The organism is Citrobacter sp. MGH103, assembly GCF_001034475.2.
GTDB classification, from domain to species: domain Bacteria; phylum Pseudomonadota; class Gammaproteobacteria; order Enterobacterales; family Enterobacteriaceae; genus Citrobacter; species Citrobacter freundii.
Genome location: NZ_CP073043.1, coordinates 3,617,895 through 3,642,032, shown reverse-complemented (window position 1 = coordinate 3,642,032; position 24,138 = coordinate 3,617,895). Strand labels below are relative to the sequence as shown.

The window sequence follows — 24,138 nt, the reverse complement described above, 5'->3', positions numbered from 1 at the left end:
TGGTTTATTTATCACGCTGGATTATGTAGTCCGCTAGCGCTTCCAGTGCCGAGGTATCGAGTGACTGTGCGGCCAGCAAACTTAGCGACTGGCGGGCATCCTCGATTAAATCCCGGGCTTTATTCTGGGCTTGCTCAAGACCCAGAAGTGCAGGATAGGTACTTTTGCCAAGCTGCTGGTCAGCACCCTGACGTTTACCCAATGTTGCAGTATCGCCTACCACATCCAGGATGTCATCCTGAACCTGGAAGGCCAGACCGATGCTTTCTGCGTATTTGTCGAGTATTGCCAGGCATTCTCGCCCTTTATCGCCTGCGCTTAATGCTCCCAGACGTACGGCGGCGCGAATCAATGCCCCGGTTTTATGGCGGTGAATACGCTCCAGCGCATCCAGCTCAACCTGATGACCTTCAGCTTCCAGATCCAGTGCCTGACCGCCGCACATACCGGCGATACCACTGGCCTGAGCCAGTTCAGAGATCATCGCGATGCGGTCACGGTCAGATACTTCCGGCATTGGAGCGTCGCTGATAATGGAGAATGCCAGCGTTTGCAGCGCATCTCCGGCCAGGATCGCGTTTGCCTCACCAAATTTTACGTGGCAAGTCGGCAGACCGCGGCGCAGGTCATCGTCGTCCATCGCGGGTAAATCATCGTGCATCAGCGAATAGGCGTGAATGCATTCGACGGCGGCAGCGGGAGCATCAAGCGTACTCAGGCTGACACCAAACATCTGACCGGTCGCATACACCAGGAACGGGCGCAGGCGTTTACCGCCTAATAATGCGCCATATTGCATGGTTTCGACCACGGGAGTGTTCTGAAAGGGCAGTGGCGCGATAAAACGGCTCAGTGCCTGGTTGGCCTGCTCAACGCAAGCCTGTAGCTGCTGCGTAAAATCCATTTACTCATTATCCGGTGTAAAAGGCGTAAGGGCCGCGTCTTCAGTATCTGACAGCAGGATTTGTACGCGCTGTTCAGCCTGTTGCAATTTGACCTGTCCTTGACGCGCCAACTGTACGCCGCGTTCGAATTCGTTCAACGCTTCTTCTAACGGCAGGTCGCCGCCTTCCAGACGGGTAACAATTTGTTCCAGCTCGCTCAGCGCGGTTTCAAAACTGGCGGGCGCTTCATTTTTCTTCGGCATAATGAATGTCTGACTCTCTGTATTGGCAGCACAAGACTATGGTAACGGACTCGCACTGATAAGCAAATAACGCGCAATGTGCACAGTAGCCGCGTGATGGTGATATACTTGCGCGCCTGGATGCAGTCGCGGGTATGGGCTGCTGTATTTTTTTCCATTACAAGTCATTCAGACTTGCCTAAGAACCATTGCCGCCATGAAGTTTATCATTAAATTGTTCCCAGAAATCACCATCAAAAGCCAATCTGTGCGTTTGCGCTTTATAAAAATTCTGACAGGGAACATTCGTAACGTTTTAAAGCACTATGATGAAGACCTTGCTGTTGTCCGTCACTGGGATCACGTTGAGGTTCGCGCTAAAGATGAAAGCCAGCGCCTGGACATTCGCGACGCGCTGACCCGTATTCCGGGGATCCACCACATTCTCGAAGTAGAAGACGTGCCGTTTACCGATATGCACGATATTTTCGAGAAAGCACTGGTGCAGTATCGCGATCAACTGGAAGGTAAAACCTTCTGCGTACGCGTTAAGCGTCGTGGTAAGCATGAGTTTAGCTCCATTGAGGTGGAACGTTATGTTGGCGGTGGACTGAACCAGCATATTGAATCCGCGCGCGTGAAGCTGACGAAGCCGGACGTGACGGTTAATCTTGAAATCGAAAACGACCGTCTGTTGCTGGTTAAAGGCCGCTATGAAGGTATTGGCGGTTTCCCAATTGGTACGCAGGAAGACGTACTGTCGCTGATCTCCGGTGGTTTCGACTCCGGCGTGTCAAGCTACATGCTGATGCGTCGCGGCTGCCGCGTGCACTACTGCTTCTTCAACCTTGGCGGGGCAGCGCATGAAATCGGTGTTCGCCAGGTGGCGCATTACCTGTGGAATCGCTTCGGTAGTTCGCATCGCGTGCGTTTTGTTGCTATCAACTTTGAACCGGTGGTCGGTGAGATCCTGGAGAAAGTTGATGACGGCCAGATGGGCGTGGTTCTCAAGCGTATGATGGTTCGCGCGGCGTCGAAAGTCGCTGAGCGCTACGGCGTACAGGCGCTGGTAACCGGTGAAGCACTGGGTCAGGTGTCCAGTCAGACGCTGACCAACCTGCGTTTGATCGATAACGTATCAGACACCCTGATCCTGCGCCCACTTATCTCCCATGATAAAGAGCACATCATTAATCTGGCGCGTGAAATTGGCACCGAGGATTTTGCTCGTACCATGCCGGAGTACTGCGGTGTAATTTCAAAAAGTCCGACGGTGAAAGCGGTTAAAGCGAAGATTGAGGCCGAAGAAGAAAACTTCGATTTCTCTATCCTCGATAAAGTGGTTGAAGAAGCGAACAATATTGATATTCGCGATATCGCCCAGCAGACGCAGCAAACCGTGGTAGAAGTAGAAACCGTGAGCGGTTTCGGCCCGAACGATATGATCCTGGATATCCGTTCTGTGGATGAACAGGATGATAAACCGCTGAAGGTTGACGGCGTGGACGTCGTTTCTCTGCCGTTCTACAAGCTGAGCACCAAATTCGGCGATCTGGACCAGAGCAAAACCTGGCTGCTGTGGTGTGAACGCGGGGTGATGAGCCGCCTGCAGGCGCTTTATCTGCGCGAGCAGGGCTTTGAGAACGTGAAGGTGTATCGCCCGTAATTGAGTAAACACCGTGTTGTAGGCCGGATAAGGCGGTTACGCCGCCATCCGGCAATGCAACGATATTACTCAAAACGCACAGGAAGCGTCTTCCCGTTCGACTCCCAGACGCCCTGATAAACCCCGTCTTTTAACTCCAGCGTTATCTTCTCTTGCGCTTGTTCAGCAGCAGATGTCTTCAGTTCATAATGTTGATTGTTGGCCGTATCGCATTTGCCGGTTAATTCAATCGGTGCGCCAAATTTCTGGTAAAAGTAAGCCCCGTCAAAAAAATCACCGTATTTGCAGTCCACCTTCAACACAATACGCATGCTTTTTCCCAGCGTGCCGTACATTACTTTGCCGTCAATGCCGGGCGCTGGCGAAACCGGTGTTGTACTCTTTGCTCCAGTCAGATACTGGCCGTACGGCGTGAGCCGATTTTGCAGTTCCGCGGTTGGGATTTTAGTGGTGAAATCACCCAACTCGTCGAGTGCGCGGCTGGCGTGGTTGCTACAGCGCCCGTTCAGGAAAGCCAGATGGTCTTTTTGCAGGGAGAATTTGTCGATGTAGTACAAACCGTCGGTGTAGGTTGCGCACGATGCGTAGAATTCGATGTAGTTGAAAACTTCACCTTTCTCTTCTTTTATTTGTTCTGGTGTTTGCGAATTATGCGCCGTAACAAAGGTATCAATCTGGCCACGGATATCTTTTCTGATACGGGTGTTTAATTCACCCATCGTGGAGCGGGAGAAAAGATCGTTAAGGGTAATGGCTGCGCCGCTGGCTAAATCAAAGCTGATCGGCACATTGAACGACTCGCAATATGCCCCGCAGCCTTCGACAAACATGTTCAGAGTTAGAACTTTGGCGTCGCGATACTCAACCGTGTAGTCAAGGTTTGCGGTGGGGTTTCTCTCTGATTTCGCAAACTGGTTCACTGTTGTTTGTGGATTATTACCCGGTAGCTGATTGATAAAGCTTGCGAAAATATAATCGTTAATACGTTTCGCAACCTTGGGGTTATCCGTCGAGGAAAACCATGGCACGCGATATTGCATTTCAGTGCTTCCGGGATAGCGATACTCAATACTCTTTATGTCGAGTTGCGTCGCAGTGGCATAACCGGAAAGGAGCAGTAAAGCCACTCCACTTAGATATCCTTTCATTATGATTCCTTATAAGGGAGTGGCCTGAAGATTTATTCGTAGTAGTTATAGATTCCCGCTGCCATCACCAGTTGTGACGCAACTTCGTAAGCCTTTTCACGACTGACCAGAAGATCAATGATTTTCAAACCGAAATCGATTGAGGTTCCCGGTCCCTGGCTGGTTAACAAGTTGACGCGTGGATCCCACACGACACGCTTGTCCTGCCATTGATCCGCGGGGATCTTGTCTTTCAGCGCCGGGTAGCCGGTCATGTTACCGATGGGAAAAATGTCGTGTGGGACGAGGACGGTGGCAGCCGCGGCACAGATTGCCGCGACAATGCGTCCGGAGCGATGAAACTGCTTCACGGTTTCGACCAGCAGAGGGCTGTCGCGAAAACACTCGGCGCCTTTAATACCGCCCGGCAGTACGATAATGTCGAAATCGCCGTCAGCAACTTCGACTAATGGCGCATCCGCCAGCAGTTTCACACCGCGCGAGCACACGATCGTCAGGTTGCCATCGCTGGCGACGCTGGCGGTTGTGACCTTAATTCCGCCGCGAACCAGTAGATCGATAGTAGTAACCGCTTCGGTTTCTTCACTACCAGGGGCGAGACATACCAGTGCTTGAGCGCTCATACTCACTTTCCTTTCTTTTAACCATTTCAAACAGGCGGGCATTTTCCGGAACGGCGATGCCGTGCGCGCGTGCACGTTTTAACAAATAACCGGTAATGTAGTCGATCTCGGTATGACGCATGGCGCGAATGTCCTGCAGCATAGATGAGATATTTTCCGCCGTACTGTCAATCACTTGCTCGACATAATAGCGTAAATCATCCGCTGATGTGTGGTGGCCTTCGCGTTCGATCACCGCTGCCACTTCCTCACAGATGAGCGCTATTTTTTCGGGATGATGGTGTAGCTCACCGTTTGGGCAATCCCATAATGCGGTCAGCGGGTTAATGACGCAGTTGACGGCCAGCTTGCGCCACAGCTCGGCGCGAATGGTGTTGTGCCAGGCGACGTCCGGCAGCACCTCTTGCAGGGTTTCAGCCAGATAGCTGAAATCGCCGTCTTGCTCACGCGCCGGCCCAATACGCGTTGTTCCCTGAGCGACATGAATGATGACGTTCCCGTCACGGCGTGCTGCGTGGGTGGTGGTTCCCATCAGCAAGGGTTGCTTAATGTTATGTAACTCTTCAATCGTCCCCATGCCGTTGTGAATAAGCAGAATGGGCGTGGTTTCAGGCAGAATTGCAGACAGGCCTTTTACCGCATCAGAAACTTGCCAGGCCTTCAGAGTGACCAGCAGCAGGTCGCTTTTTGCCAAAAAGTCGGGGTCGTTTGCCGTCAGGGATTCATTAAAAACTGAGCCATCCGTGTCGATCAGGTTTACGCTGCAGTAGGGTTGCGGTACGCGCAGCCACCCTTGCACCTCATGTCCATGTTTGCACAGCGCTGTAAGCCATAGCTGTCCTAACGCTCCACATCCCAGTACGGTAATTTTCATTCTTCCTCCTCACCTGCAACAGCACCAGGTGTTAATCCATATCGACCGCACCCTATTATTGTTCGCAGATGTCGCTACCACGTACAATGAAAGGATACAGCCTAGTATAGCGCTGTCTGTTGAGTAACTTTGCAGGTATTATGCTTCGCATCAAAAATGAAGGGAGAGGAAAAGATGCCATCTTTCGATATTGTCTCTGAAGTTGATCTTCAGGAAGCCCGTAACGCGGTGGATAACGCCAGCCGTGAAGTCGAGTCACGCTTTGATTTTCGTGGCGTTGAAGCCACTTTTGAGCTGAATGAGTCAAATAAGACGATTAAGGTGCTGAGCGAGTCTGATTTTCAGGTTAATCAGCTGCTGGATATTTTGCGTGCCAAGCTGCTGAAACGCGGTATTGAAGGCACCTCGCTGGACGTACCAGAAACTTTCGTGCACAGCGGTAAAACCTGGTTTGTTGAAGCTAAGCTGAAGCAGGGCATTGAAAGCGCGGTGCAAAAGAAAATCGTTAAGCTGATCAAAGACAGCAAGCTGAAGGTGCAGGCGCAGATTCAGGGTGAAGACATTCGTGTGACCGGTAAGGCGCGCGACGATCTGCAATCCGTCATGGCGCTGGTTCGCGGCGGCGATCTCGGTCAACCGTTCCAGTTCAAGAACTTCCGCGATTAAGTCGTAATGCCTGATCCGGCCTACAGGTAGCACACGCTATTGGTAGGCCGGATAAGACGATAGTCGCCATCCGGCAATCATCACGCCTGGCTGATGGTCTGCTCAACCTCAAATCGATTGGTGACTTTGCTGTCGATTTTCACGTAGGCCGAATGCTCTTTCGCCACAATTAACACTTCGCTTATTCCTTCTTTTGCCAGCAGGCGCTGCTTTAACGTGTCATCTGCGGCAATTTCTGGTGGAATTTCCACACGCAGGCTGCTGACGTACGGTGGCTCTTTCATTGTGCTTGCCACAATCAACCAAACTGCCGCCAGCAGCGCACCGGCCAGAAATACGGCCTGACCATCAAACATTTCAACCACCCAACCGCCGAGCGAACCGCCAATCGCCACGCCAAGAAACTGGCTGGTGGAGTAAACACCCATTGCCGTGCCTTTGTAACCCGCAGGCGATTCTTTGCTGATAAGCGAGGGGAGGAGGGCTTCCATCAGGTTAAAGGCGAGGAAGAAGATCTGCACGCCCGCAATCAGCCCCCAGAAACGAATGTTAGCGCTCCACAATACAATCTCTGCAATAAGGATCAGGAACACGCAGGCGAGGAATACGCGTTTCATCCGGCGCTTTACTTCGGCGTAAATGATGAACGGCACCACGGAAACAAAGGACAGCAGCATCGTCACCAGATAAATTTTCCAGTGTTCTGCGGCGGGGAAACCGGCTTTCGCCAGTTGTCCTGGTAACGCGACGAAAGTGGACATCAGCAAAATATGCAGGCACATGATGCCAAAGTTAAGCTTCAGCAGTTTGGGCTCCGCCAGCACTTTGCTGAAGCTGCCTTTTACCATGCCCGACTCGCGGTTTAGTACGTGGCTGGTGCTATTGGGAACGACCCAAATGGTCAGCACGATACCCGTGGTGGCAAGGGCGGCAATCATCCAGAACAGCGCGTGTAGCCCCAGCGCATGGGTAACGATTGGCCCTAGCACCATCGCAATGGCAAAGGTGATACCAAAGCTGACGCCGATAAACGCCATCGCTTTGGTGCGGTTTTGCTCGCGGGTTAAGTCGGAAAGCAGCGCCATCACGGCGGCAGCAATCGCGCCAGAGCCTTGTAGGGCGCGGCCTAGAATAATTCCCCAGATTGAATCGGAAAGGGCGGCAATTACGCTGCCGAGAACAAATACCGCCAGCCCACCGACAATAAGCGGCTTACGGCCGATGCGGTCAGAGAGCAAACCAAAGGGGATCTGGAAGACGGCCTGCGCCAGGCCATAAATGCCGATGGCAAGGCCTATCAGCGCTTCACTGGCGCCCTGTAGCGCCATGCCGTATGTGGTCAGAACCGGTAGAACCATAAACATGCCAAGCATGCGCAACGAGAATACGGTCCCTAAACCCCAGGTGGCGCGCAACTCACCGGGCGTCATTTTGTAATCGTTCATTCCCACCTCTGTATTAATTTCGCGCCTAGTGTAAAGCGGGGAAGGAATGGGGTAAACCTCTACGATATGTGGAATTGTGTAGCGCGGAAACTTAAATAGTTACAGCTGCAACTAATTTACTTGCGATAATTTCAGGTGTAGTCTTTTTGTGGTTATTTCTAATGGAAAGAGGGAAAAGGAAAATGGCGATTCCAGGCAATATGTGGATTTATGACGATGGTGGCGCGCTGATTAAGGGCGGGTGTGACGTAAAGGGAAGAGAATACAGTATTGAATTTAAAGGTTTTCATCACAATCTCTCTATTCCAACTGATAATGCAACGGGTAAACCAACAGGCACACGCCAACATTCACCGATGATGATCGTCAAAGAGTTTGACTACTCGAGTCCCTATTTATACAAAGCGGTCGCTTCTGGTCAGAATCTTAAGTCTGCAGAGATTCGTTGGTACAAAATCAATGATGCCGGTCAGGAAGTGGAGTATTTCAACATGCTGCTCGAGGGCGTGCGGATTGTCTCGGTCTCTCCGACGATGGCTGGGCCAGAAGACAAAAACAACAATCACCTTGAAACCATAGAGTTACGCTACGAAAAAATCACATGGAAGCATTGCGACGGGAACATTATCTATACCGACGCATGGAATGACCGGCAGACGGCATAATGGGTGATTGAATGGACACAACTGAAGAAGCGAATGGAACCTATTGGTATCATGGTCACGCTAACGTAACGTCGGGTGAACTGTTTGATTTGATATTCATCGAGCAGTTGGCCGATTCCTTAGGTATCACCACGGAAGCTGTTACGCTGGTTTTGATCGGCCAACCATTTATTCCTGTCAAAGGAAAACTATCAGCAGCCACAAACACCCCAGGCACTAGTATTGCATCAATTCTATGTAGAAAACTTCTGAAAGGGGCTCGGTTCCCGTTTGGTTTAAGACTACACGCTCCTATGGGGAAGTTTTCCAAATTAAAGATGGTTCCAACAAACCAAATAGCAACTTACTTAGGCCGTTGGGTTCCTTTTATCGGGCATGCTCAGTTAATCGTGCTTTTGTTCGCGGTGACAAAACATACCCGCGATAAATACAACCTCATCGCGCGACCCAAAGATCGCATACAGTGGACATCTTTCTGATGAGAAATTATGAAGCTGAAGTTATTGAGTACATCATGAAGAATTACCCAATCAGGGAACGCTGGTTTAGACCTGGTCTTAGGCAGGTTACTAAAGAATGGACTCTGGAGGATGATTTTCAGTTTGTTCCGGAAGATGCATATGATTTTTTAGCTGATTTATTTGAACATTTTGATATTGAATATTCGAATTTTGATGGGAGGAATTATATTGAACAAGAATACCCTTTCTGGAAAAAAGAGCCTCCCGATATTGAGTTAAAACCTCTGACAGTTGGGATGATTATTGAGTCAGCAAAGGCCGGGAAATGGCTATATGATTGAATAGCTTTCTTGCCAATAAAAAGGGTGCCGAAGCACCCTTTTCGTATCAGCAGATTTTACCAGACGTAAGTCAGCAGGTTCTGCGAGTTTGGCACCATAAAGTCGACGGACATCATCACGGAAAGCGCGGTAATGGCGATGATGGAGAAGCCGAACAGCTTGCGCGCCCAGACTTTGTCATCTTCCACTTTATAACCGCGCAGCGCCATGCCCAACCACCAGACGCTCACCGCCGCAGCAACAATCAGGTATTTATAACCTGCATAGCCGCCCAGGGTTAGCATCAGCGTGGCGATAGCAAATGCGATGATATACAGCGTGATATGGTTTTTCGCGACTGAAATGCCTTTCACCACCGGCAGTACTGGGATGTTGGCAGCCTGATAATCCTTAAAGCGGAAAATCGCAATCGCGTAAGAGTGCGGCATCTGCCACAGGCTGAAAATAGCCAGCAGAATCAGCGCACCGCTATCGAACTCACCGGTTACGGCGCAGTAGCCAATCACCGGCGGCGCAGCGCCGGAGAGTGAGCCAATCAGCGTGCCATAAACGGAATGGCGCTTCATGTACAGGCTATAGACGCCCACATAGACCACGAAGCCCATTACCCCCAGCCAGCAGGCCAGAGGGTTCGCGCCAAACCACAGCAGCATAAAGCCAGCAATACCCAGCAGGGTGGCGTATACCAGTGAGACCGCAGGGGAAATCAGACCTTTAACCAGCACGCGGTTTTTGGTCCTCTCCATCTTCCTGTCGATATCCCTGTCGATGTAGTTGTTAAATACACAACCCGACGCCACAACCAGTGACACCCCAACCAGCGTGTAGATAAACAGGGGATAATCAATGCTGCCTTTCGAGGCCAGCAGGAACCCCCCAATCACCGAGATCAGGTTGCCAAAGATGATGCCTGGTTTCGTTACTTGCAGGTATTGCTTAAACATCATAATCGCCGCTCTTAGTGCATCATCATGTTGTAGTTAAGGTTCCACATAATCCAGATGGAGCCCACAACCAGGATGGCGATGATTAGCACAGTAAAGACAAAGGCCGTCATGTTCCAACCTTCATCAGATTTGCTATTCATGTGCAGGAAGCACACCAGGTGCACCAGAATCTGTACCACTGCCATTGCCAGAATAGTTCCCAGAATGACGGCCGGAGAGGCAGAACCTGTCATCACCATCCAGAACGGAATAACCGTCAGGATGATCGACAGGATAAAACCTGTCATGTAGGTTTTTACGCTGCCATGGGATGCGCCGCCGCTCTCGTTAGCATGACTCATTACATCGCCCCCATCAGATAAACAACAGTGAACACACAGATCCATACCACATCCAGGAAGTGCCAGAACAGGCTCAGGCACATGATGCGGGTACGGTTAGTACTGGTCAGGCCGCGACGAGCGACTTGCACCATCAGAACTGCCATCCAGATAAGACCGGAGGTGACGTGCAGACCGTGCGTGCCGACCAGCGCGAAGAACGCAGACAGGAAACCGCTACGATCCGGGCCCATGCCGTTAACAATCAGGTGATGGAATTCATAGAGTTCCATCCCGATGAATCCGGCACCGAACAAGAAGGTCAACGCCAGCCATGAGATAACCTGGCTCTTGTTGTTCTTGTACATGGCAATCGCTGCCATGCCGTAAGTAATGGAGCTGAATAACAGCAGGAATGTTTCAACCAGAACGAACGGCAGTTCAAAAATGTCCTTACCTGTCGGGCCACCTGCGGTGCCGTTCACCAGAACGGCATAGGTTGCAAACAGAATAGAGAACAGAATGCAGTCGCTCATCAGGTAGATCCAGAATCCGAAGATCTTGGTCTGGCCTGCATCGTGGTGCCCGTGTTCGTGCGCGTGGGCAGTCGCGTGCGTTAAAGTATCAGTTGCCATTTTTCAGCCCTGCCTTAGTAATCTCATCGAAATGCTGGTTTTCCAGTTTTTCGACTTCCGGGACCGGCACGTAGTAATCCACGTCTTCATCAAAGCTTTTCACAATCCAGCTGATGATCATGCCTGCGAAGCTTGCAATCGCCAGCCACCAGATATGCCAGATCATGGCGAAACCAAACAGTGTTGCGAAGGCGGTAATGACGATACCGGCACCGCTGTTCTTCGGCATATGAATTTCTTCATAGTGCGCAGGCTGCTTGTACGCTTCACCTTTTTCTTTCATTTCCCAGAAGGCATCACGCTCGTGAACGTGCGGCACAACGGCAAAGTTATAGAACGGAGGCGGGGAAGAGGTTGCCCACTCCAGCGTACGACCACCCCATGGGTCACCGGTCAGGTCACGGTTCTGCTCGCGGTCGCGAATAGAAACGTAGATCTGAATCAGCTGGCACAGGATACCCAGTGCAATCAGCGCGGCACCGCAGGCGGCAACGACCAGCATCGGATGGAACTGTGGGTCAATCTGCTGGCTGAGACGACGAGTCATACCCATGAAGCCCAGCACGTACAGCGGCATAAATGCTACGAAGAAGCCGATGATCCAGAACCAGAATGCGCGTTTACCCCAGGTTTCGTTCAGCGTGAAGCCAAACGCTTTCGGCCACCAGTAGGTCATACCTGCGAAGCAGCCAAATACGACGCCGCCGATGATAACGTTATGGAAGTGCGCAATCAGGAACAGACTGTTGTGCAGTACGAAGTCTGCACCCGGAACCGCCAACAGTACGCCGGTCATGCCGCCGACTGAGAAGGTCACGATAAAGCCAATCGTCCACAGCATCGCTGAGTGGAATACGATACGGCCCTGATACATGGTGAACAGCCAGTTGAAGATCTTCACCCCGGTCGGGATGGCGATAATCATGGTGGTAATACCGAAGAAGGCGTTTACGTTAGCGCCTGCACCCATGGTGAAGAAGTGGTGCAGCCAAACAACGAACGACAGAACGGTGATACACACGGTTGCCCACACCAGCGAGGTGTAACCAAACAGACGTTTACGTGAGAAGGTTGCCGCGATTTCGGAGAACACCCCGAAGACCGGCAGTACCAGAATGTACACTTCCGGATGGCCCCAGGCCCAAATCAGGTTGATGTACATCATCATGTTGCCGCCCATATCGTTGGTAAAGAAATGGGTACCCAGATAGCGATCCAGGGTCAGCAACGCGACGGTAACCGTCAGGATTGGGAAAGAAGCGATAATCAGGATGTTCGCGCACAGAGACGCCCAGCTGAATACCGGCATCTTGAACATGGTCATTCCTGGCGCACGCATCTTAATGATGGTCACAAAGAAGTTGATACCGGTCAGGGTTGTACCAATACCGGACAACTGGACTGCCCATATCCAATAATCGACCCCGACGCTTGGACTGTACTCTATTCCCGAAAGTGGTGGATACGCCAGCCAACCGGTCTGCGCGAATTCACCCACGCCCAGAGACAGGTTAACCAGGATTACGCCGACAACGGTGAACCAGAAGCTCAGGTTGTTCAGGAACGGGAATGCAACGTCACGTGCGCCGATCTGCAGCGGAACCACCAGGTTCATCAGACCGATAACAAATGGCATTGCCACGAAGAAGATCATAATCACGCCGTGAGCCGTGAAGATCTGATCGTAGTGGTGAGGAGGCAGGAAGCCCGCTTCACCCGCAGAAGCCAGCGCTTGCTGACTACGCATCATGATGGCGTCGGCAAAGCCACGAATCAACATGACGATTGCAACAATGACATACATGATGCCAAGGCGTTTGTGGTCAACCGAAGTCAGCCACTCTTTCCACAGGTAGGTCCACTTACCGAAGTAAGTGATTAGGCCCAGTAAGGCCGCACCACCGATGATAATGGCAGCGATCGTAACCATGACAATGGGTTCATGGAACGGCACTGCATCCAGCGTCAATTTTCCGAACATCGTATTCTTCCTCGGCCCCTTAGTGAGCGGATTCCGCGTGGCTCATGTCCATGCCTTCCATGCCTTCGTGTGCGTTGTGCTCACCTTCGGGTTGGGTCATGTCCATGCTCTTACCGTGAGCCATAAATTTGTTAATAACATCTTTAAACAAATCGGGTTTCACGTTGGAGAAGTATTCCACCTGGTTGTATTCGCTTGGCACAGCCACTTTCTCGAACGCAGCCATGTCGCTCATGGTGTTCGTGGACTGTTTAGCTTTAGCAACCCATTGGTCGAATTCGGCGCGGTCCTTTGTTGCGATAGCCTTGAACTTCATACCGGAGAAGCCTGGTCCGCTATAGCTTGCGGAGATACCATCATAAGTACCGACTTCGTTGGCGATCAGATGCAGTCGAGTCTGCATACCGGCCATGGCATAAATCTGGCTACCCAGACGCGGGATAAAGAAGGAGTTCATCACGGAGTTGGATGTCACTTTGAACTCAACCGGAGTATTCGCCGGGAAGGCGATTTCATTCACGGTAGCGATACCCTGTTCCGGATAGATGAAGAACCATTTCCAGTCCATGGAAACCACTTCGATGGTAATGGGCTTCTCGTCATGCGCCAGCGGTTTGCTTGGCTCAAGAGCGTGAGTGGTTTTCCAGGTCAGAACGGCAAGGAAAATGATGATTAAGATCGGCACCGTCCAGACCACAGCTTCCACTTTATTGGAGTGTGACCAGTTCGGGCTGTACTTCGCATCTTTATTGCTTGCACGATACTTCCAGGCAAAACCAACAGCCATCAAGATGGCAGGAATAACGACAATCAACATCAGGCCAAATGCCGTCAGTATCAGTGAACGTTGTTCCAGTCCAATCTGTCCTTTAGGGTCAAGCAGCGCAGAATTACAGCCACTGAGTAACGCAGTGCCTGCAATTAATGACAACCATCCCAAACTTTTATTGTATTTCCTGAGTCTCATTTAACGACCTCAATTCCACGGGACCGGGTGGCGTTTAAAGTGTGAGGGCATTTTACGGGAAGGTTACATTACTGTAAACATCCTTGGATCTGTGTTACTGGGTTCTGCCGTGCATGTCACATATGTTGCAATATATGTCGCTTTGACTTTAAGAACCTGTTGCAACATCACGTTATAACGAAAGCAGACAGGTGGGGGACAGGCTGAGGGCAATTGGTATAACCAATACGAAAATAAAACAATTGTTTAACAATTGATTATCAATAAAAAGACAAATTGGGAACAAAAAATAAATCTGTAGTGGCTGAATCGAGTAAGGAAAATAAAATATATAAAAGGCGTCAATAATTTCCAAATTCTTTGGCGCACAAAATAACAAATATTATTTTTATCAATTGTTGTTTATTTAGCCGTTATAATTACGCAGGGTGATTACAACGGCTTATTAATACGGTTTTTTACGCCAGACGGTTTTTGCGCAGAGCCAGATAATCCAGCAATCCACCAAAAATCACCCCGCAGACCGCGACCGCCACCGAGACTTCAAGCAGTTCCGGCAGGAAGGAGAAGTTGGTGTAATCCAGCGCGTTCATGGTTAACAGTAGCAGCCAAACCAGCAGAAGGCAGCAACCCACTACCAACGTCATTAATGCCAGACTGTACGCTCCACGAAATTCCGTACGCGGAATAAAGCTTTCATTTTGCCAGCTATGTTCCAGGGTCTGGCGACATACCAGCAGCAGTATGAGGCCGGGGATCGCGGCAAACACGGAGAACAGATAAAACGTCGGCCAGCCGTGTGCTTCGACAAACCAACCCGCTACCGGGCCAACATAAACGCGACCAACGGCTGAAAGCGCGGAGAGCAGGGCGAACTGGGTCGCTGAGAAGGACTTATTGCACAGCGTCATTAATAAAGCGACAAACGCCGCAGTGCCCATTCCGCCACACAGGTTTTCAAAGAAGACGGCGGCCGCCATACTGAACATGTGTTTGTCAGTGATGGACAATAGCCAGTAGCCTGCATTTGACGCCCCTTGCAGAATGCCAAATATCAGCAATGCGCGGAACAGCGAAAGGCGCTGCATCAGGATCCCGCCGTACAATGCACCAACGATGGTTGCCAGAAGCCCGAGCGTTTTATTCACCACACCAACCTCACCCGCATCAAATCCAACGCCGCGGATCAAAAAGGTGGTGGTCAGGCTCATGGCGAAGGCATCCCCGAGCTTATACAGCACAATAAGCAGCAGGATAAGCCAGGCGTTGTTACGACCAAAGAAGTCGCGCAGCGGAGCCGCAACCGCCTGTTCCAGCGTTTTAGGTACCGGAATGGTATCAGTCGGTTCAGGTGCTAACAGGGTGGCGATGATACAAGGAATCAACAGCGCTGCCATCAGCCAGTACATCCCTTGCCAGCCCAGCCAGCGATCGGCCATCCACAGGGCCAGTCCGCCTGAAACCAGCATCCCTAATCGATAGCCCAGCACGCTGATAGCCGCGCCGGTGCCGCGCTCTTCTGCGGGCAACACGTCGGTTTTCCAGGCATCAAAGACGATATCCTGCGAGGCCGAGCAAAAAGCGATCACTACTGCGAGTGCGGCCATCCAGCGTAACTGTGTGCCAGGCTCCAGAAAGCCCATCGCGGCGATAGAAATTAACAACAGCACCTGGGTCGCCAGCAGCCAGCCGCGACGTCGACCTAAAAACGGTGGCGTGTAACGGTCCATCAACGGGGACCAGAGAAACTTAAATACGTAGGCCTGACCTACCAGGGAAAAGAAACCGATGGTTTTAAGATCGATATTCTCGACCGTCATCCACGCCTGAAGCGTACCGGAGGTGAGTGCGAGCGGTAAACCGGAGGCGAACCCCAGAATAAGCAGGATAGCTGAGCGTGGTTGCTGAAAAATACGTAAGTAATGACTGGACATGGGCTTCTATAGGCCCGACGAACGCCGGGCCATATGGGCAGAAATTAACGAGCGTTCTGCTTGATGAAATCGTGAACGCTGGTGTCCTGAGACATATCAGCGATGGTGTCGGTCAGCACGCTGTTAACGGCGTCAGCGATATTTTTGTTAGAGGCCTGCAGTGCGCCTTCAACAGAATAGCTTGCGCGGTAGTTTTTGGTCATCTTGTTGCCGTTAGCAGCGGTCGCAATGATGGCGATATCTGCTTTGGTGGCAATGTTATAGCGCACGCTACCCTGAGACACGTCAGCGTACAGCTGGCTAACAATGATTTGCAGGTTTACAGCGCCGTTTGGTCCAATCATATAACCGCGTGCGGTCATCTGTTTTTCCAGTACTTCTTGCAGCAGGAAGCGCAGATCGCGGGACGCGGTCAGCGTAACCAGCTGGTTGTCGCGGGTGACTTTTGCCAGCGCTTGATCCTGACGCTGGTCGGCACCGTTGATGCTAACGGTCACGCCCATCAGGCTTGGGTCCTGCTGTGGCAGGGTAATTTTCGGGGAGACTTCAATAGTGGTCGGCGGCGTTGCGCATCCAGCTAACATGAACATCGCGACTAACGGGAAGAGGATTTTTTTAAACATGCCAGGGCTCTCAGCGAATCTAAATTGTATGGTTAAAGAAAATTCCCGCCATCATAACATCGCCAACGATGAGGGGAAGTGGGTAACGCATGTAAATTCATTGTGTTGTCCGTTTTATGACTTTGTGGAGACCATAAACGGACTTTTTGCAATAAAACGAAGTGAGGATTCAGTGAACTTCATCCGTTTGGCTGAGAAAATCAGACAAGCGCTAATTTTTTGTTGCTAAGGTGTAATGAAAACGGTAAAAGCGGCTAGTATTTAAAGGGATGGGTGACATCTCAGCGTTGTCGGAGGAAAATTTCATGATGATTCGTGAGCAAATAGAAGAAAAATTAAGGGCAGCGTTCGAACCCGTGTTCCTCGAAGTTGTGGATGAAAGCTATCGTCACAATGTCCCGGCTGGTTCTGAAAGCCACTTTAAGGTTGTGCTGGTTAGCGATCGCTTTACAGGTGAACGTTTTCTTAATCGTCATCGGATGATTTACAGCACGTTAACGGCGGAGCTTTCCACAACCGTTCACGCACTTGCCCTGCATACCTACACCATTAAGGAGTGGGAAGCGTTGCAGGATACGATTTTTGCATCGCCTCCGTGTCGTGGGGCGGGAAGCATCGCGTAAAACGGATTTGCAACAACCGACGCTTTTCCAGTATGTTGCTACAGATTATGTGAAAACGGCCTGCGGGCCGTTTTGTTTTGTCTGAATTCTGGGGCAGTCGTACAGTATTCAGACAAAAATTAGCCGGGAATTGTGAAAAAAGCCGCAGCAACGCGCGATAACCGTTCTCGACTCATAAAAGTGATGCCGCTATAATGCGCGTCTTATTTTTCGGAATGTCTTCGGGATGATTCTGACGACAGGGAATGTGATTGCTTATGAGAACATCCCAGTTCCGCGAAGCCAACAACCTGTGCTTGCGGAGAAGAGTTGACCGAGCACTGTGATTTTTTGAGGTAACAAGATGCAAGTTTCAGTTGAAACCACTCAAGGCCTTGGCCGCCGTGTAACGATTACTATCGCTGCTGACAGCATCGAGACCGCTGTGAAAAGCGAGCTGGTCAACGTAGCGAAGAAAGTGCGTATTGACGGTTTCCGCAAAGGAAAAGTACCGATGAATGTTGTTTCTCAGCGTTATGGCGCATCTGTTCGCCAGGACGTTCTGGGCGACCTGATGAGCCGCAACTTCGTTGACGCGATCATCAAAGAAAAAATCAATCCGGCTGGCGCACCGAACTACGTTCCGGGCGAATACAAACTGGGTGAAGATTTTACTTACGCGGTAGAGTTCGAAGTTTACCCGGAAGTTGAGCTGACTGGTCTGGAAGCAATCGAAGTTGAAAAACCGGTTGTTGAAGTCACCGACGCTGACGTTGACGTGATGCTGGATACCCTGCGTAAGCAGCAGGCTACCTGGAAAGACAAAGACGGCGCTGCTGATGCAGAAGACCGTGTAACCATCGACTTCACCGGTTCTGTAGACGGCGAAGAGTTCGAAGGCGGCAAAGCGTCTGACTTCGTACTGGCGATGGGCCAGGGTCGTATGATCCCAGGCTTTGAAGAAGGCGTTAAAGGCCACAAAGCTGGCGAAGAGTTCACTATCGACGTGACTTTCCCGGAAGAGTACCACGCTGAAAACCTGAAAGGTAAAGCCGCTAAGTTCGTTATCAACCTGAAGAAAGTTGAAGAACGCGAACTGCCGGAACTGACTGAAGAATTCATCAAACGTTTCGGCGTTGAAGATGGTTCCGTAGCAGGTCTGCGCGCTGAAGTACGCAAAAACATGGAACGCGAGCTGAAAGGCGCTGTGCGTAACCGCGTTAAGTCTCAGGCGATCGAAGGTCTGGTAAAAGCTAACGACATCGACGTTCCGGCTGCGCTGATCGACAGCGAAATCGACGTTCTGCGTCGTCAGGCTGCACAGCGTTTCGGCGGCAACGAGAAACAAGCTCTGGAACTGCCGCGTGAACTGTTCGAAGAACAGGCTAAGCGTCGCGTAGTTGTTGGTCTGCTGCTGGGCGAAGTGATTCGCACCAACGAACTGAAAGCTGACGAAGATCGCGTTAAAGGCCTGATCGAAGAGATGGCTTCTGCTTACGAAGATCCGAAAGAAGTGGTTGAGTTCTACAGCAAAAATAAAGAGCTGATGGACAACATGCGTAACGTCGCTCTGGAAGAGCAGGCTGTTGAAGCCGTTCTGGCGAAAGCGAAAGTGACTGAAAAAGCCACTTCCTTCAACGAGCTGATGAACCAGCAGGCGTAATTCGTCGCTTTTTTAGCTCGAATTTCGTACGCAAGCCCGTCACCTTTTGGTGGCGGGTTTTTTTTTGTCACGCATTTTGCATGGGAAGAGTGCGAAAACAGCGTTTCAGTGTTAGCGTTACAACAAAAGATTGTTATGCTTGAATTATGGCGATGTCGTACCCATTACTGAGGGACTAGCTGATAATCCGTCCATAAGGTTACAATCAGCACAGCAGGTTTTTTCAAATTTTATCCAGGAGACGGAAATGTCATACAGCGGCGAACGAGATAACTTTGCACCCCATATGGCGCTGGTGCCGATGGTCATTGAACAGACCTCACGTGGTGAGCGCTCTTTTGATATCTATTCTCGTCTACTTAAGGAACGCGTCATTTTTCTGACCGGCCAGGTCGAAGACCATATGGCTAACCTGATCGTGGCGCAGATGCTGTTCCTGGAAGCAGAAAACCCAGAAAAAGATATCTACCTGTACATCAACTCCCCTGGTGGAGTGATCACTGCCGGGATGTCTATCTATGACACCATGCAGTTTATTAAGCCGGACGTCAGCACCATTTGTATGGGCCAGGCGGCCTCAATGGGGGCGTTCCTGCTGACCGCCGGGGCGAAAGGCAAACGTTTTTGCCTGCCTAACTCTCGCGTCATGATCCACCAGCCTCTGGGCGGTTACCAGGGCCAGGCAACGGATATTGAAATTCATGCCCGTGAAATCCTGAAGGTAAAAGGGCGCATGAACGAACTTATGGCGCATCATACGGGTCAATCTCTTGAGCAGATTGAACGTGATACCGAGCGCGATCGCTTCCTCTCCGCTTCTGAAGCGGTAGAGTACGGTCTGGTCGACTCGATTTTGACCCATCGTAATTAATGCCCAGTGCGCAGGTGTGCCGCTATAATTACCTGGAGCGGCACAACGCTGACTAGCGTCTTGCGCCTGAGAATGGCATTTGCGTCGTCGTGTGCGGCACAAAGAACAAAGAAGAGGTTTTGACCCATGACAGATAAACGCAAAGATGGCTCGGGCAAATTGTTGTACTGCTCTTTTTGCGGCAAAAGCCAGCATGAAGTGCGTAAGCTGATTGCCGGTCCATCCGTGTATATCTGCGACGAATGTGTTGATTTATGCAACGACATCATTCGCGAAGAGATTAAGGAAGTAGCACCGCACCGTGAACGCAGTGCGCTGCCGACGCCACATGAAATTCGCAACCACCTGGACGATTACGTTATCGGTCAGGAGCAGGCGAAGAAAGTGCTGGCGGTCGCGGTATACAACCATTACAAACGTCTGCGCAATGGCGACACCAGCAATGGTGTTGAGTTGGGCAAAAGTAACATCCTGCTGATTGGCCCGACGGGTTCCGGTAAAACGCTGCTGGCTGAAACGCTGGCGCGCCTGCTGGACGTTCCGTTCACTATGGCCGACGCCACCACGCTGACCGAAGCCGGTTATGTGGGTGAAGATGTTGAAAATATTATTCAGAAACTGTTGCAGAAGTGCGATTACGACGTGCAGAAAGCACAGCGTGGGATCGTCTATATCGATGAAATCGACAAGATATCTCGTAAGTCTGATAACCCGTCCATTACCCGTGACGTTTCTGGCGAAGGCGTACAGCAGGCGCTGTTGAAACTGATCGAAGGTACGGTTGCTGCCGTTCCGCCGCAGGGTGGTCGTAAACATCCTCAGCAGGAATTCCTGCAGGTTGATACCTCCAAGATCCTGTTTATCTGCGGTGGTGCCTTTGCCGGTCTGGATAAAGTGATTGCTAACCGTGTTGAAACTGGCTCCGGCATTGGTTTTGGCGCAACGGTAAAAGCACAGTCTGATAAAGCCAGCGAAGGTGAACTGCTGTCGCAGGTCGAACCGGAAGATCTGATCAAATTTGGTCTGATCCCTGAGTTCATCGGTCGTCTGCCGGTTGTGGCAACCCTGAGCGAACTGAGTGAAGAAGCGCTGATTCAGATCCTCAAAGAGCCGAAAAATGCCCTGACCAAGCAGTATCAGGCGTTGTTCAATCTTGAAGGTGTTGATCTGGAGTTCCGTGAGGAAGCGCTGGATGCGATCGCCAAGAAAGCGATGGCGCGTAAAACCGGTGCCCGTGGTCTGCGTTCTATCGTCGAAGCCGCGCTGCTCGACACCATGTACGATCTGCCTTCGATGGAAGACGTCGAAAAAGTGGTGATCGACGAGTCGGTGATTGGCGGCCAGAGCAAGCCATTGCTGATTTACGGTAAGCCGGAAGCACAACAGGCATCTGGCGAATAATTCATCAATTCATACAGACATTTAATTAAAAAGGGGGGATTTTATCTCCCCTTTTATTTTTCCGTAAACATGGCGTTGAATGTGTGGGAAACATCCCCATATACTGACATACATGTTAAAGGTGGTGTGAAGCACAGTCGTACCACCTGATTACCTGGCGGAAACTAAACTAAGAGAGAGCTCTATGAATCCTGAGCGTTCTGAACGCATTGAAATCCCCGTATTGCCGTTGCGCGATGTGGTGGTTTATCCGCACATGGTCATACCCTTATTTGTAGGGCGGGAAAAATCTATCCGTTGTCTGGAAGCGGCTATGGACCATGATAAAAAAATCATGCTGGTCGCACAGAAAGAAGCGTCAACGGATGAGCCGGGTGTAAACGATCTTTTCACCGTCGGGACCGTGGCCTCTATTTTGCAGATGCTGAAACTGCCTGACGGCACCGTAAAAGTGCTGGTCGAGGGGTTACAGCGCGCGCGTATTTCAGCGCTGTCTGACAACGGCGAGCACTTCTCTGCGAAAGCAGAGTACCTTGACTCGCCTGCTATTGATGAGCGCGAACAGGAAGTGCTGGTGCGTACTGCTATCAGCCAGTTTGAAGGCTACATCAAGCTGAACAAGAAAATCCCACCAGAAGTGCTGACGTCGCTGAACAGCATCGACGATCCTGCACGTCTGGCGGACACCATCGCAGCGCACATGCCGCTGAAGCTGGCTGACAAACAGTCCGTGCTGGAGATGTCCGACGTTAACGAACGTCTGGAATATCTGATGGCGATGATGGAGTCTGAAATCGATCTGCTGCAGGTTGAGAAACGCATTCGCAACCGCGTGAAAAAGCAGATGGAAAAATCCCAGCGTGAGTACTATCTGAACGAGCAGATGAAAGCTATTCAGAAAGAGCTCGGCGAGATGGACGATGCGCCGGACGAAAACGAAGCGCTGAAGCGTAAGATCGACGCGGCGAAAATGCCGAAAGAGGCAAAAGAGAAAGCGGAAGCGGAACTGCAGAAGCTGAAAATGATGTCTCCGATGTCGGCGGAAGCGACCGTAGTGCGTGGCTACATCGACTGGATGGTTCAGGTACCGTGGAATGCGCGTAGCAAGGTCAAAAAAGACCTGCGTCAGGCGCAGGAAATCCTCGATACCGACCATTACGGTCTGGAACGCGTCAAAGATCGTATCCTTGAGTATCTCGCGGTCCAAAGCCGTGTGAACAAAATCAAGGGGCCGATCCTGTGTCTGGTTGGGCCGCCGGGGGTAGGTAAAACTTCTCTGGGGCAGTCCATCGCCAAGGCGACCGGGCGTAAATACATCCGTATGGCGCTGGGCGGCGTGCGTGATGAGGCTGAAATTCGCGGTCACCGCCGGACCTATATCGGTTCTATGCCGGGTAAACTGATCCAGAAAATGGCTAAAGTGGGCGTTAAAAACCCGCTGTTCCTGCTTGATGAGATCGACAAAATGTCTTCCGACATGCGTGGCGATCCGGCTTCCGCACTGCTTGAGGTGCTGGATCCAGAGCAGAACGTGGCGTTCAGCGATCACTACCTGGAAGTGGACTACGATCTCAGCGACGTGATGTTCGTTGCGACCTCTAACTCCATGAATATTCCGGCGCCGTTGCTGGATCGTATGGAAGTGATCCGTCTGTCCGGTTATACCGAAGACGAGAAGCTGAATATTGCAAAACGTCACCTGTTGCCGAAACAGATTGAGCGTAACGCGCTGAAAAAAGGTGAGCTGACGGTCGACGATAGCGCCATTGTAGGCATTATTCGTTACTACACCCGTGAAGCGGGCGTGCGTAGTCTGGAGCGCGAAATCTCCAAACTGTGCCGCAAAGCGGTGAAACAGCTGCTGCTTGATAAGTCACTGAAACATATTGAGATCAACGGTGATAACCTGCACGACTATCTGGGCGTACAGCGCTTTGATTATGGCCGTGCGGACAACGAAAACCGCGTTGGTCAGGTGACCGGCCTGGCGTGGACGGAAGTGGGCGGCGATCTGCTGACCATCGAAACCGCCTGCGTACCGGGTAAAGGTAAGCTGACCTACACCGGTTCTCTGGGTGAAGTCATGCAGGAATCCATTCAGGCTGCACTGACCGTTGTGCGTGCGCGTGCGGAAAAACTGGGTATTAATCCGGACTTTTACGAAAAACGCGACATTCACGTTCACGTACCTGAAGGAGCGACGCCGAAAGATGGCCCAAGTGCGGGTATTGCCATGTGTACCGCGCTGGTTTCTTGTCTTACCGGTAACCCGGTTCGCGCCGACGTGGCGATGACCGGCGAGATCACCCTGCGTGGTCAGGTTCTGCCAATCGGTGGTTTGAAAGAAAAACTGCTGGCGGCACACCGTGGCGGTATTAAAACGGTCTTAATTCCTGATGAGAACAAACGTGACCTGGAAGAGATTCCGGATAACGTAATTGCCGATCTGGACATCCATCCGGTGAAACGCATTGAGGAAGTTCTGGCTCTTGCGTTGCAAAATGAACCCTCTGGAATGCAGGTTGTGACGGCAAAATAGTGACCTCGCGCAAAGAGCATTAATAAAAACAGGGCTGGCAGGCCATTTCGGGCTTGCCAGCCTTTTTTTGTATAGCTAATTTAGATGACGGATTAGGCTTGCCATCATTAACGGGTGTTGTAAGGGCATGGCAGGCCTGATATAACTGCTGCGCGGTCGCACTTTGAAGGATTCAGGTGCGATATAAATTATAAAGAGGAAGAGAAGAGTGAATAAATCTCAACTGATCGACAAAATTGCTGCAGGGGCTGATATCTCTAAAGCTGCGGCTGGACGTGCGTTAGATGCAATTATTGCTTCTGTTACCGAATCTCTGAAAGAAGGTGATGACGTAGCGCTGGTAGGTTTTGGTACTTTTGCCGTTAAAGAGCGTGCTGCCCGTACTGGTCGCAACCCGCAAACAGGTAAAGAGATCACCATTGCCGCGGCTAAAGTACCGGGCTTCCGTGCAGGTAAAGCACTGAAAGACGCGGTAAACTAAGTGATTTCCCCTTTGGGGATGTGACGAAGTACAAGGGCGCATCGACTGATGTGCCTTTTTTATTTGTAATTCCGGTACTTTCTACGTGTTGTGGGCTGACAATTACCCCTGTTTCTTGTCACAATAGGCCTTTGTGCGCAGCGTTCAGGAAACGCTATG

General features: G+C 51.1%; 24 protein-coding genes. 11 read left to right on the top strand and 13 right to left on the bottom strand.

Annotated elements, in window-relative coordinates:
• Positions 1–4: 4 nt before the first annotated feature.
• Both ispA and xseB read right to left on the bottom strand, forming a co-directional pair.
• The gene (gene ispA, locus SK33_RS17635) at positions 5–904 is read right to left on the bottom strand and encodes a (2E,6E)-farnesyl diphosphate synthase (protein ID WP_003021584.1); all 900 of its coding nucleotides are present in this window, start codon (positions 902–904) and stop codon (positions 5–7) included.
• Positions 905–1,147 (bottom strand): exodeoxyribonuclease VII small subunit, encoded by a 243-nt coding sequence (xseB, locus tag SK33_RS17630; RefSeq protein WP_003021586.1) that lies wholly within the window; start codon positions 1,145–1,147, stop codon positions 905–907.
• Between the two features lie 196 nt (positions 1,148–1,343).
• On the opposite strand from xseB, the gene thiI reads away from it, so the two are divergent.
• The gene (thiI, locus tag SK33_RS17625; RefSeq protein WP_048219494.1) at positions 1,344–2,792 is read left to right on the top strand and encodes a tRNA uracil 4-sulfurtransferase ThiI; all 1,449 of its coding nucleotides are present in this window, start codon (positions 1,344–1,346) and stop codon (positions 2,790–2,792) included.
• Positions 2,793–2,857: 65 nt separating this feature from the next.
• On the opposite strand, the gene SK33_RS17620 is transcribed toward thiI, so the two are convergent.
• From SK33_RS17620 to panE, 3 genes are read right to left on the bottom strand one after another with little or no spacing between them, the layout of a single operon-like run.
• Positions 2,858–3,940 (bottom strand): hypothetical protein, encoded by a 1,083-nt coding sequence (locus SK33_RS17620; protein WP_008320751.1) that lies wholly within the window; start codon positions 3,938–3,940, stop codon positions 2,858–2,860.
• A gap of 32 nt (positions 3,941–3,972) precedes the next feature.
• On the bottom strand, positions 3,973–4,563 hold the full coding sequence (gene yajL, locus SK33_RS17615) for a protein deglycase YajL (RefSeq protein WP_003021591.1): 591 nt from the start codon (positions 4,561–4,563) through the stop codon (positions 3,973–3,975).
• On the bottom strand, positions 4,526–5,437 hold the full coding sequence (panE, locus tag SK33_RS17610; protein ID WP_048219493.1) for a 2-dehydropantoate 2-reductase: 912 nt from the start codon (positions 5,435–5,437) through the stop codon (positions 4,526–4,528). Before panE ends, yajL begins: the two co-directional genes overlap by 38 nt.
• 174 nt (positions 5,438–5,611) lie before the next feature.
• Here panE and SK33_RS17605 point away from each other — a divergent pair, with 174 nt between their 5' ends.
• Positions 5,612–6,103: a YajQ family cyclic di-GMP-binding protein gene (locus SK33_RS17605; protein ID WP_048219491.1), complete on the top strand. Its 492-nt coding sequence runs from the start codon at positions 5,612–5,614 to the stop codon at positions 6,101–6,103.
• A gap of 80 nt (positions 6,104–6,183) precedes the next feature.
• Here the strand turns inward: SK33_RS17605 and SK33_RS17600 are convergent, their stop codons facing one another.
• On the bottom strand, positions 6,184–7,548 hold the full coding sequence (locus tag SK33_RS17600) for an MFS transporter (protein ID WP_048219489.1): 1,365 nt from the start codon (positions 7,546–7,548) through the stop codon (positions 6,184–6,186).
• Between the two features lie 182 nt (positions 7,549–7,730).
• Between SK33_RS17600 and SK33_RS17595 the strand changes: the two genes are divergently transcribed.
• From SK33_RS17595 to SK33_RS17585, 3 genes are read left to right on the top strand one after another with little or no spacing between them, the layout of a single operon-like run.
• Entirely contained in the window at positions 7,731–8,213 is a 483-nt protein-coding gene (locus SK33_RS17595) for an Hcp family type VI secretion system effector (protein WP_003021598.1), read from the top strand.
• Between the two features lie 11 nt (positions 8,214–8,224).
• Positions 8,225–8,692, top strand: a complete 468-nt coding sequence (locus SK33_RS17590) for an STM2901 family protein (RefSeq protein ID WP_048219487.1) — start codon at positions 8,225–8,227, stop codon at positions 8,690–8,692.
• Entirely contained in the window at positions 8,692–9,015 is a 324-nt protein-coding gene (locus tag SK33_RS17585; RefSeq protein WP_005125159.1) for a DUF1493 family protein, read from the top strand. Before SK33_RS17590 ends, SK33_RS17585 begins: the two co-directional genes overlap by 1 nt.
• Positions 9,016–9,071: 56 nt before the next feature.
• On the opposite strand, the gene cyoE is transcribed toward SK33_RS17585, so the two are convergent.
• The 7 genes from cyoE to SK33_RS17550 form a co-directional block, all read right to left on the bottom strand.
• Positions 9,072–9,962: a heme o synthase gene (gene cyoE / locus SK33_RS17580; RefSeq protein WP_003835956.1), complete on the bottom strand. Its 891-nt coding sequence runs from the start codon at positions 9,960–9,962 to the stop codon at positions 9,072–9,074.
• An 11-nt stretch (positions 9,963–9,973) separates the two neighbouring features.
• A complete protein-coding gene (locus tag SK33_RS17575) occupies positions 9,974–10,303 on the bottom strand; it encodes a cytochrome o ubiquinol oxidase subunit IV (RefSeq protein WP_003021607.1) in 330 nt (109 codons plus the stop codon).
• Entirely contained in the window at positions 10,303–10,917 is a 615-nt protein-coding gene (locus tag SK33_RS17570) for a cytochrome o ubiquinol oxidase subunit III (RefSeq protein ID WP_003021608.1), read from the bottom strand. The genes SK33_RS17575 and SK33_RS17570 overlap by 1 nt, the downstream gene beginning before the upstream one ends.
• Complete coding sequence (cyoB, locus tag SK33_RS17565) at positions 10,907–12,898, bottom strand: cytochrome o ubiquinol oxidase subunit I (protein ID WP_003021610.1); 1,992 nt, start codon at positions 12,896–12,898, stop codon at positions 10,907–10,909. Before cyoB ends, SK33_RS17570 begins: the two co-directional genes overlap by 11 nt.
• A gap of 19 nt (positions 12,899–12,917) precedes the next feature.
• A complete protein-coding gene (gene cyoA, locus SK33_RS17560) occupies positions 12,918–13,865 on the bottom strand; it encodes a cytochrome o ubiquinol oxidase subunit II (RefSeq protein WP_003021613.1) in 948 nt (315 codons plus the stop codon).
• 458 nt (positions 13,866–14,323) lie between these two features.
• Positions 14,324–15,799 (bottom strand): muropeptide MFS transporter AmpG, encoded by a 1,476-nt coding sequence (gene ampG / locus SK33_RS17555; RefSeq protein ID WP_003021615.1) that lies wholly within the window; start codon positions 15,797–15,799, stop codon positions 14,324–14,326.
• A gap of 44 nt (positions 15,800–15,843) precedes the next feature.
• Positions 15,844–16,422 (bottom strand): lipoprotein, encoded by a 579-nt coding sequence (locus tag SK33_RS17550; protein ID WP_003021617.1) that lies wholly within the window; start codon positions 16,420–16,422, stop codon positions 15,844–15,846.
• 305 nt (positions 16,423–16,727) lie between these two features.
• Between SK33_RS17550 and bolA the strand changes: the two genes are divergently transcribed.
• The 6 genes from bolA to hupB all read left to right on the top strand — a co-directional run bounded on the left by bolA (position 16,728) and on the right by hupB (position 23,979).
• The gene (gene bolA / locus SK33_RS17545; RefSeq protein WP_003021619.1) at positions 16,728–17,045 is read left to right on the top strand and encodes a transcriptional regulator BolA; all 318 of its coding nucleotides are present in this window, start codon (positions 16,728–16,730) and stop codon (positions 17,043–17,045) included.
• Between the two features lie 343 nt (positions 17,046–17,388).
• Positions 17,389–18,687 (top strand): trigger factor, encoded by a 1,299-nt coding sequence (gene tig, locus SK33_RS17540; RefSeq protein ID WP_048219485.1) that lies wholly within the window; start codon positions 17,389–17,391, stop codon positions 18,685–18,687.
• Positions 18,688–18,934: 247 nt separating this feature from the next.
• Complete coding sequence (clpP, locus tag SK33_RS17535; RefSeq protein WP_003021624.1) at positions 18,935–19,558, top strand: ATP-dependent Clp endopeptidase proteolytic subunit ClpP; 624 nt, start codon at positions 18,935–18,937, stop codon at positions 19,556–19,558.
• A gap of 126 nt (positions 19,559–19,684) precedes the next feature.
• On the top strand, positions 19,685–20,959 hold the full coding sequence (clpX, locus tag SK33_RS17530) for an ATP-dependent protease ATP-binding subunit ClpX (protein WP_003831013.1): 1,275 nt from the start codon (positions 19,685–19,687) through the stop codon (positions 20,957–20,959).
• A gap of 184 nt (positions 20,960–21,143) precedes the next feature.
• Positions 21,144–23,498: an endopeptidase La gene (lon, locus tag SK33_RS17525; protein ID WP_003021627.1), complete on the top strand. Its 2,355-nt coding sequence runs from the start codon at positions 21,144–21,146 to the stop codon at positions 23,496–23,498.
• Between the two features lie 208 nt (positions 23,499–23,706).
• Positions 23,707–23,979 (top strand): nucleoid-associated protein HU-beta, encoded by a 273-nt coding sequence (hupB, locus tag SK33_RS17520; RefSeq protein WP_003021629.1) that lies wholly within the window; start codon positions 23,707–23,709, stop codon positions 23,977–23,979.
• Positions 23,980–24,138 lie beyond the last annotated feature (159 nt).

Excerpts from the sequence above, each read along its gene's own strand:
- SK33_RS17575 (WP_003021607.1), bottom strand. The coding sequence starts at position 10,303 with ATGAGTCATGCTAACGAGAGCGGCGGCGCATCCCATGGCAGCGTAAAA.
- SK33_RS17570 (WP_003021608.1), bottom strand. The coding sequence starts at position 10,917 with ATGGCAACTGATACTTTAACGCACGCGACTGCCCACGCGCACGAACAC.
- bolA (WP_003021619.1), top strand. The coding sequence starts at position 16,728 with ATGATGATTCGTGAGCAAATAGAAGAAAAATTAAGGGCAGCGTTCGAA.
- SK33_RS17590 (WP_048219487.1), top strand. The coding sequence starts at position 8,225 with ATGGACACAACTGAAGAAGCGAATGGAACCTATTGGTATCATGGTCAC.
- tig (WP_048219485.1), top strand. The coding sequence starts at position 17,389 with ATGCAAGTTTCAGTTGAAACCACTCAAGGCCTTGGCCGCCGTGTAACG.
- SK33_RS17550 (WP_003021617.1), bottom strand. The coding sequence starts at position 16,422 with ATGTTTAAAAAAATCCTCTTCCCGTTAGTCGCGATGTTCATGTTAGCT.
- SK33_RS17605 (WP_048219491.1), top strand. The coding sequence starts at position 5,612 with ATGCCATCTTTCGATATTGTCTCTGAAGTTGATCTTCAGGAAGCCCGT.
- clpP (WP_003021624.1), top strand. The coding sequence starts at position 18,935 with ATGTCATACAGCGGCGAACGAGATAACTTTGCACCCCATATGGCGCTG.
- yajL (WP_003021591.1), bottom strand. The coding sequence starts at position 4,563 with ATGAGCGCTCAAGCACTGGTATGTCTCGCCCCTGGTAGTGAAGAAACC.
- ampG (WP_003021615.1), bottom strand. The coding sequence starts at position 15,799 with ATGTCCAGTCATTACTTACGTATTTTTCAGCAACCACGCTCAGCTATC.
- cyoA (WP_003021613.1), bottom strand. The coding sequence starts at position 13,865 with ATGAGACTCAGGAAATACAATAAAAGTTTGGGATGGTTGTCATTAATT.
- cyoE (WP_003835956.1), bottom strand. The coding sequence starts at position 9,962 with ATGATGTTTAAGCAATACCTGCAAGTAACGAAACCAGGCATCATCTTT.
- SK33_RS17585 (WP_005125159.1), top strand. The coding sequence starts at position 8,692 with ATGAGAAATTATGAAGCTGAAGTTATTGAGTACATCATGAAGAATTAC.
- SK33_RS17595 (WP_003021598.1), top strand. The coding sequence starts at position 7,731 with ATGGCGATTCCAGGCAATATGTGGATTTATGACGATGGTGGCGCGCTG.
- SK33_RS17600 (WP_048219489.1), bottom strand. The coding sequence starts at position 7,548 with ATGAACGATTACAAAATGACGCCCGGTGAGTTGCGCGCCACCTGGGGT.
- clpX (WP_003831013.1), top strand. The coding sequence starts at position 19,685 with ATGACAGATAAACGCAAAGATGGCTCGGGCAAATTGTTGTACTGCTCT.
- thiI (WP_048219494.1), top strand. The coding sequence starts at position 1,344 with ATGAAGTTTATCATTAAATTGTTCCCAGAAATCACCATCAAAAGCCAA.
- cyoB (WP_003021610.1), bottom strand. The coding sequence starts at position 12,898 with ATGTTCGGAAAATTGACGCTGGATGCAGTGCCGTTCCATGAACCCATT.
- lon (WP_003021627.1), top strand. The coding sequence starts at position 21,144 with ATGAATCCTGAGCGTTCTGAACGCATTGAAATCCCCGTATTGCCGTTG.
- SK33_RS17620 (WP_008320751.1), bottom strand. The coding sequence starts at position 3,940 with ATGAAAGGATATCTAAGTGGAGTGGCTTTACTGCTCCTTTCCGGTTAT.
- xseB (WP_003021586.1), bottom strand. The coding sequence starts at position 1,147 with ATGCCGAAGAAAAATGAAGCGCCCGCCAGTTTTGAAACCGCGCTGAGC.
- ispA (WP_003021584.1), bottom strand. The coding sequence starts at position 904 with ATGGATTTTACGCAGCAGCTACAGGCTTGCGTTGAGCAGGCCAACCAG.
- panE (WP_048219493.1), bottom strand. The coding sequence starts at position 5,437 with ATGAAAATTACCGTACTGGGATGTGGAGCGTTAGGACAGCTATGGCTT.